This is a genomic window from Frigoribacterium sp. AC759 (assembly GCF_979256015.1).
This window is the reverse complement of sequence record NZ_CEEDMT010000046.1, coordinates 1-6682: the sequence shown is the minus strand read 5'-3', so window position 1 is coordinate 6682 and position 6682 is coordinate 1. Positions and strand designations below refer to the sequence as shown.

The 6682-nt window shown below is 72.1% G+C and carries 7 protein-coding genes; 3 read left to right on the top strand and 4 right to left on the bottom strand.

Features of this window, described 5'->3' with window-relative positions:
• Positions 1 to 36: 36 nt before the first annotated feature.
• Together ACZ6JE_RS14895 and ACZ6JE_RS14890 are read right to left on the bottom strand one after the other, a co-directional pair.
• Positions 37 to 1422, bottom strand: a complete 1386-nt coding sequence (locus ACZ6JE_RS14895; protein ID WP_243216380.1) for a glycine--tRNA ligase — start codon at positions 1420 to 1422, stop codon at positions 37 to 39.
• 79 nt (positions 1423 to 1501) lie between these two features.
• A complete protein-coding gene (locus tag ACZ6JE_RS14890) occupies positions 1502 to 2572 on the bottom strand; it encodes an aminotransferase class V-fold PLP-dependent enzyme (RefSeq protein ID WP_463462826.1) in 1071 nt (356 codons plus the stop codon).
• Between the two features lie 81 nt (positions 2573 to 2653).
• Between ACZ6JE_RS14890 and ACZ6JE_RS14885 the strand changes: the two genes are divergently transcribed.
• Positions 2654 to 3604 carry a LysR family transcriptional regulator gene (locus tag ACZ6JE_RS14885; RefSeq protein ID WP_463462827.1) on the top strand — a complete coding sequence of 317 codons (951 nt, stop codon included), beginning with the start codon at positions 2654 to 2656 and terminating at the stop codon, positions 3602 to 3604.
• 33 nt (positions 3605 to 3637) lie between these two features.
• Positions 3638 to 4291, top strand: a complete 654-nt coding sequence (locus tag ACZ6JE_RS14880) for a hypothetical protein (protein ID WP_464319436.1) — start codon at positions 3638 to 3640, stop codon at positions 4289 to 4291.
• Between the two features lie 65 nt (positions 4292 to 4356).
• On the opposite strand, the gene ACZ6JE_RS14875 is transcribed toward ACZ6JE_RS14880, so the two are convergent.
• The gene (locus ACZ6JE_RS14875; RefSeq protein ID WP_192057935.1) at positions 4357 to 5151 is read right to left on the bottom strand and encodes an isoprenyl transferase; all 795 of its coding nucleotides are present in this window, start codon (positions 5149 to 5151) and stop codon (positions 4357 to 4359) included.
• The gene (gene recO / locus ACZ6JE_RS14870) at positions 5148 to 5939 is read right to left on the bottom strand and encodes a DNA repair protein RecO (RefSeq protein WP_192057936.1); all 792 of its coding nucleotides are present in this window, start codon (positions 5937 to 5939) and stop codon (positions 5148 to 5150) included. Before recO ends, ACZ6JE_RS14875 begins: the two co-directional genes overlap by 4 nt.
• Before the next feature lie 34 nt (positions 5940 to 5973).
• Here recO and ACZ6JE_RS14865 point away from each other — a divergent pair, with 34 nt between their 5' ends.
• Positions 5974 to 6636 carry a trimeric intracellular cation channel family protein gene (locus ACZ6JE_RS14865; RefSeq protein ID WP_192057937.1) on the top strand — a complete coding sequence of 221 codons (663 nt, stop codon included), beginning with the start codon at positions 5974 to 5976 and terminating at the stop codon, positions 6634 to 6636.
• Positions 6637 to 6682 lie beyond the last annotated feature (46 nt).

Here is a 6682-nt window from a genome sequence, read left to right as displayed (position 1 = left end):
GGGCGGGGGCGAGCCGGGCCCGCCCCCGCCCGACCGCTAGCTGCCGAGCAGCTGCTCGGCCAGGTACCCGCGCAGCTGCGCCAGCGGCATCCGCTGCTGCTCCATCGTGTCGCGCTCGCGCACCGTGACCGCGTCGTCGTCCAGGGAGTCGAAGTCGACGGTGACGCAGAACGGGGTGCCGATCTCGTCCTGGCGGCGGTAGCGGCGGCCGATGGCGCCGGCGTCGTCGAAGTCGATGTTCCAGTACTTGCGCAGGTCGGCGGCGAGCTCGCGTGCCAGCGGCGAGAGCCGTTCGTTGCGGCTCAGCGGCAGCACGGCCACCTTGATCGGCGCCAGCCGGCGGTCGAGCTTCAGCACGGTGCGCTTGTCGACGCCGCCCTTGGCGTTGGGCGCCTCGTCTTCGGTGTACGCGTCGACCAGGAACGCCATGAGCGAGCGGGTGAGCCCGGCCGCCGGCTCGATGACGAACGGGGTCCAGCGCTCGTTCTTGGCCTGGTCGAAGTACGAGAGGTCTTTGCCCGAGGCGGCGGCGTGGGTCTTGAGGTCGTAGTCGGTGCGGTTCGCGACGCCCTCGAGCTCGCCGAACTCGCCGCCCGCGAAGCGGAAGCGGTACTCGATGTCGACGGTGCGCTTGGAGTAGTGCGACAGCTTCTCGGCGGCGTGCTCGTACAGGCGGAGGTTCTCGGGGTCGATGCCGAGGTCGACGTACCACTGGAAGCGCTGGTCGATCCAGTACTGGTGCCACTCTTCATCCGTGCCGGGCTCGACGAAGAACTCCATCTCCATCTGCTCGAACTCGCGGGTGCGGAAGATGAAGTTGCCGGGGGTGATCTCGTTGCGAAAGCTCTTGCCGATCTGGCCGATGCCGAACGGGGGCTTGATGCGCGACGACTGCAGGATGTTGTCGAAGTTCGTGAAGATGCCCTGCGCGGTCTCGGGGCGCAGGTACGCCATGCCCTGCTCGTTGTCGACCGGGCCGAGGAACGTCTTGAGCAGACCCGAGAAGTTCTGCGGCTCCGTCCACGAGCCGGGCTGGCCGGTCTCGGGGTCTCGCACATCGGCGAGGCCGTTCTCGGGCGGGTGGCCGTGCTTGGCCTCGTAGGCCTCGAGCAGGTGGTCGGCCCGGTAGCGCTTGTGGGTGTGCAGCGATTCGACGAGCGGGTCGCTGAAGACCTCGACGTGCCCCGAGGCCTCCCACACCTGGCGCGGCAGGATGACGGCCGAGTCGAGCCCGACCACGTCGTCGCGCCCCTGCACCATCGTCTGCCACCACTGGCGCTTGATGTTCTCCTTCAGCGCCACGCCGAGGGGCCCGTAGTCCCACGCCGACCGGGACCCGCCGTAGATCTCTCCCGACTGGAAGACGAACCCGCGGCGTTTGGCCAGGGCGATGACGGAATCGAGACGGTTGGGTGCTGCCACGTGTGATGCTCCGATTGTGTTGAGGCCCGAGCTGGATGCCCGGTCGGCCGAGGTACCCGGCAACTCTAGCCGCCGCCCCTCAGGCGCGGAGCGCCCGCACGACCGCCTCGACGTCCTCCTCGTCGTTCCAGAGGTGGAACGCGATCCGCACCCGACCGGCGCGCCCCGACGCCGTCAGCCCCGCCGCGGCGAGCGACACGAGGTCGGCCCCCGGGTCCACCCAGGTGACGATCGCCTGGCCCTGCCGCGGGAGGTCGAGTCGGTCGCAGAGCAGATCGCCCAGGCCGGAGGCGCGGCGCCAGACCTCGGCCGTGTCGAGCGACGCGAGGGCCCGCAGCGCCGGCAGAGCCCCGACCCACGCGGGCCAGGCCGGCGACACGTCGAACGCGCGGGCGTCCGACGCGAGCTCCATGGTCGGCCCGTAGCACGACCCCCAGACCGACTCCCCCGCGTACCACCCCGCCTGGACCGGCCGGAGGCGCGGCGCGGCGCTCTCGGACACCGTCAGGAACGCCGCCCCTCGCGGACTGCACAGCCACTTGTACCCGTGGCACACCGTCAGGTCGTACCGCCCGGCGTCGATCGGCAGCACCCCCGCGGCCTGGGTCGTGTCGCAGAGCGTGAGCGCACCGTGCCGCCCCGCCGCGGCGACGATCGCCCGGTCGTCGGCCACGGCGCCCGTCGCCGACTGGATCGCCGACCAGGCCACCAGCCAGGTCGCCGCCGAGACCGACGACGCGAGCTCGGCGAGCGGCACGCTCCGCACCCGTACCCCGCGATGCCGCTGCTGAAGGAAGGGGAAGACCATGGAGCTGAAGTCGCCGTCGACGCAGAGCACCTCGGCGCCGTCGGGCACGGCGGCCGCGACGACGGCGACCATGGCCGACGTCTGGGAGCCGATGGCGACGCGAGCGGCGGGGACGGCGACGAGCGCGGCGTAGGCGACCCGCGCCTCCTCGACGATCGCTCCGTACTCGATCGGCGAGGTGCCGCCCGTCCGCCACGACTCGAGGTCGAGGCGCTGGGCCTCGAGCGTCGCGCGCATGGGCAGACCCATCGTGCAGGCCGCGAGGTAGCCGGTGCGGGGCGCGAACGACCGCGTCGCCTCGACGAGAGCGGGCGACCAGGAGGAGCGGGTCGAGTCGGTCATGCCCCCAGACTCCTCCCCCCTTAGCCCCACGACAACCACCGACATCGTGTCGATCGCATAACCCCGGGTTATGGTTCAGGCATGAGCGACGACCTCGATCTGCAGACGCTCCGCGTGGTGCGGGCCCTGGCCGACACGGGCACGATCACCGCCGCGGCCGCCCGGCTGGGCTACAGCCAGCCCGCCGTGAGTCAGCACCTGCGCCGCGCCGAGACCCGTGTCGGGCACCCGCTGGTGCTCCGCACGGGACGCGGCGTCACCCTGACCGAGGCCGGCGCCCGTCTCGCCGAGCACGCCGTGCACGTGCAGGCCGCCCTCGACGCCGCCCGGCAGGAGCTCGACCGGCTCGGCGGGGCCGCCTCGGGGCGCGTGCGACTGACCGGGTTCCCCAGCGCCTCCTCGACCATCGTGCCCGACGTGCTCGCGCGACTCCGGCACGAGCACCCGGGTCTGCAGGTGACCTACGTCGAGGCCGAGCCGCCCGAGGCCCTCGCGGCGCTCCGCGACGGCACGGCAGACGTCGCGCTGGTCTTCAGCCACCCCGGGTCGACCGTCGCCGGCCGCGATCTCGAGGGCCTCAGCGAACGCGACGTGTACCTCGACCGCACCGTGCTGGTCTTGCCCGCAGACCACCCGTTCGCCGACGGATCGCCCTTCGCCGACCTCGCCGACGAGCGGTGGATCGGCGGCTGCCCCCGGTGCCGCGGGCACCTCCTCGCGACCTGCGCCGCCGAGGGATTCGCGCCCGAGATCGTGCTGGAGACCGACAACGCTCTGGCCGTGCTCGGGCTCGTCGCCGCCCGCATGGGCGTGGCCCTGCTGCCGAGGCTCTCGCTGCAGGCCGCGGCGCTGCCGAGCGCCGTCCGCGTGGTCGACCTGCCCGACCAGATGGGGCGGCGCATCGCCGTCGTGCATCGGCCCGGTGCCCGACGGGTGCCCAGCGTCCGCGCGCTCACCGGGGCGATCGCGGCTCTCGACCCGCGCCTCCACGGTCTCACCGCCCTGAGCGGACCCCGATCGGACGCGGGTTAGGCTGACCGGACGACTTCGGGAAGGTGTCTGCACGTGCGGAGAAGAGTGCTCGCCTCGGCGGCCGTGGTCGTCACCACGCTCGTGGCCCTGACCGGCTGCTTCGCCGACCTCGACTCGCTCGAGCCGGTCGGCAGCGGACCCTCCGGAGGCGCGGCGACGGCTCCCCCGCAGCCTCAGGTCACCGGGGCGCCCGGCACCGGCGGCGGCTCCGCACCCGACGACCTCGCGCCCGGCGGCACGCTGCTCAACCAGGTCAACTACAGCGACCTGACGATCTACATCTACGACGTCGGCCGCCTGACGACGGAGGCGCCGTCGATCTACGCGCGGCCCGACGGCACCGACCCGTACCCGACCGGCACGGAGGTGGTCGCGACCGCGTACGTGCTGACCAACAACTCACAGCAGCGTCTCGACCTCACCGATCTCAGCGCCGACTACTCGTCGTACGGCAACGACCTCGCCACCCAGGACGTCTTCGCCGGCCGCGACCTGCTCACCGGCCTCGGCTACGAGACCGAGCTCGACGCGCAGTTCCCCGCCGATGCGGCGACCTGGTACCTGCTGCCGGGCGAGTCCGTCGTGTTCGCCAACGCGTGGTTCCACCGCGACGCCGACGGGCCGTTGACGCTGCAGTTCCTCTGGCCGGCCGAGCGGATCTTCCTGGGCGCGAACATCCAGTTCTGAGGCCGGGTGGTCGGTGTGCCGGGCGGTCGGGGCGCCGGGCTTCAGGTCGTCGGCGCGTCGGCGCGTCAGGCGGTCGGCGCGTCGATCGCCCCGCCGAAGCGCCGCGACCGGGCGGCGTAGGTCGTGACGGCCTCCCACAGGTCGGTGCGCGTGAAATCGGGCCACAACCGGTCGAGGAACACCATCTCGGCGTAGGCCGACTGCCAGAGCAGGAAGTTGCTCGTCCGCTGCTCGCCCGAGCTGCGGACGAAGAGGTCGACGTCGGGCAGATCGGCCGTGTAGAGGTGCTTCTGGATGAGCTTCTCGCTCACGCCGGAGGGCTTGATGCGACCGGCGGCCACGTCTTCGGCGATGGCCCGGACGGCGTCGGCGATCTCCGTGCGACCGCCGTAGTTGACGCACATCGTGAGCGTCAGCACGTCGTTGCCGCGGGTCAGCTCCTCCGCGTACTGCAGCTCTTTGATCACCGAGCCCCAGAGCCGGGGTCTGCGGCCGGCCCAGCGGACACGGACGCCCCAGGCGTTCAGCTGGTCGCGCCTCCTGTGCAGGACGTCGCGGTTGAACCCCATCAGGAACCGCACCTCGTCGGGCGAGCGCTTCCAGTTCTCGGTCGAGAACGCGTAGACGCTGAGGTGCTTGACGCCCATCTGGATCGCCCCGGCGACGACGTCGAGCAGCGACATCTCGCCCGCCTTGTGGCCCTCCACCCGGGTGAGGCCCCTGCCGTTCGCCCACCGGCCGTTGCCGTCCATGACGATGGCCACGTGCCCGGGCACCGCGCCCTTCGGCAGCTCGGGAGGGTGGACGCCCGTCCAGTCGAGGGGTCGGTAGTCGGCCGCGTCGCGGTGCGTCTTCTTCACGGATGCCCTCCTGGGAGCGGGGTGCGGCCCGTCGGGGCCGAGGCGGTCACGGCGGCTCTCGCCGGCTCGCGATCGACGTGCTGGAGCGAACGGAGTCCCCGTTCGAGATGCCACTGGGTGTAGGCCGCCACGACGCCGCTGGCCTGGTTGCGCGTGCCCTCGGGCGCGGCGTCGGCGACCGCCCAGTCTCCCGTGAGCAGCGCCGACAACAGGGCCAGCGCCTCCTGGGTCAATCTGGGCGACCCGGGAGGCGCGTGGTCGTCCGCCACCACCCCGCCCAGCTGCACGACGAACGCCGAATGCGGCCCCGGCGCGCCCGTGACAGCGCAGTCGCCGAAGCTGGGCGACCACCCCGCCACGCTCAGTGCCCGGAGGAGGTACGAGTCGAGCGTCAGCTGCGGCGCGTGCTCGGCGCGCGACAACGACCGGAGCGCGCCGACCAGCAGGAGGTACTGCTGCAGACCCGCCTCGGCCTCCGTCAGCTTGTCGGCGGTCTCGACCATGACGCTGCCCGCCGTGTAGCTCGCGTAGTCGCCCGCGATCACCGCCCCGTACGAGCCCAGCGACTCGGCCTGCTGCACGATGTCGAGCGAACGGCCCTCGTAGAGCTGCAGGTCGGCGACCATCATCGGCTCGAGACGGGCGCCGAACTTCGAGGCCGTGCGGCGGACGCCCTTCGCGACGGCCCGGATCTTGCCGTGGTTGCGGCTGAGCATCGTGAGGATGCGGTCGGCCTCGCCCAGCTTGTGGGTGCGCAGGATGACGCATTCATCGCGGTAGACGGGCACCCCTCCAGTATCCCCCGCGTGGTACAAACGTCGGATGCACGCCACAGCCTTCGCCGTACCTCTGTGGGTGGATCTTCTCGCGGTGGGCATCGGCAGCCTGCAGGGCGCCATGTTCGCCTCCGAGTTCAAAGACCGACGTCTCGATCTGCTCGGCGTCGCCATCATCGGCATCGCGACCGGGCTCGGCGGCGGCGTGCTGCGCGACGTGCTGCTCGGCGTCGTGCCCCGTGCCATGTCGAGCAACTGGTACCTGCTGGTGGCCGTGCTGGCGGCGATCCTCGGCATGGCGCTGCAACGCGTCTTCGACCGGCTGGCGGGCGTCATCACGGTGCTGGACGCCCTCACGATCGGGCTGCTGGGGGCCATCGGGTCGACCAAGGCGCTCGCCATGGGGATTCCGGAGATCCCCGCCGTGTTCGTGGGGGTGATCGCCGCCGTGGGCGGGTCGGTGCTGCGCGACCTCCTGATGAACCTCACGATCGCGATGATGCACGTGGGGTCGCTCTACGCTGTCGCGGCCGCCGCGGGCACGGGAGTGCTCGTCGTCGCCGTGAGCTTCGGCGCCCCCGTCGCCGTCGCTGCCGTCGTGGGCACCTCGGTGACGCTGGTGATCCGCATGCTGGCGGTGCGATTCGGCTGGACCCTGCCCGAGCAGCGCGCCCTCAGCCGACTGCCCCGCTGGCGCCGCCCCCGCTGAGGCCCGGGGCCGCGGGGTAGCGGGGCGACGCAGCGGGGTAGCGGCG

Bases quoted from the DNA above. Each gene is read 5' to 3' on its own strand.
- ACZ6JE_RS14885 (WP_463462827.1), top strand. From the start codon at position 2,654: ATGAGCGACGACCTCGATCTGCAGACGCTCCGCGTGGTGCGGGCCCTG.
- ACZ6JE_RS14890 (WP_463462826.1), bottom strand. From the start codon at position 2,572: ATGACCGACTCGACCCGCTCCTCCTGGTCGCCCGCTCTCGTCGAGGCG.
- ACZ6JE_RS14865 (WP_192057937.1), top strand. From the start codon at position 5,974: ATGCACGCCACAGCCTTCGCCGTACCTCTGTGGGTGGATCTTCTCGCG.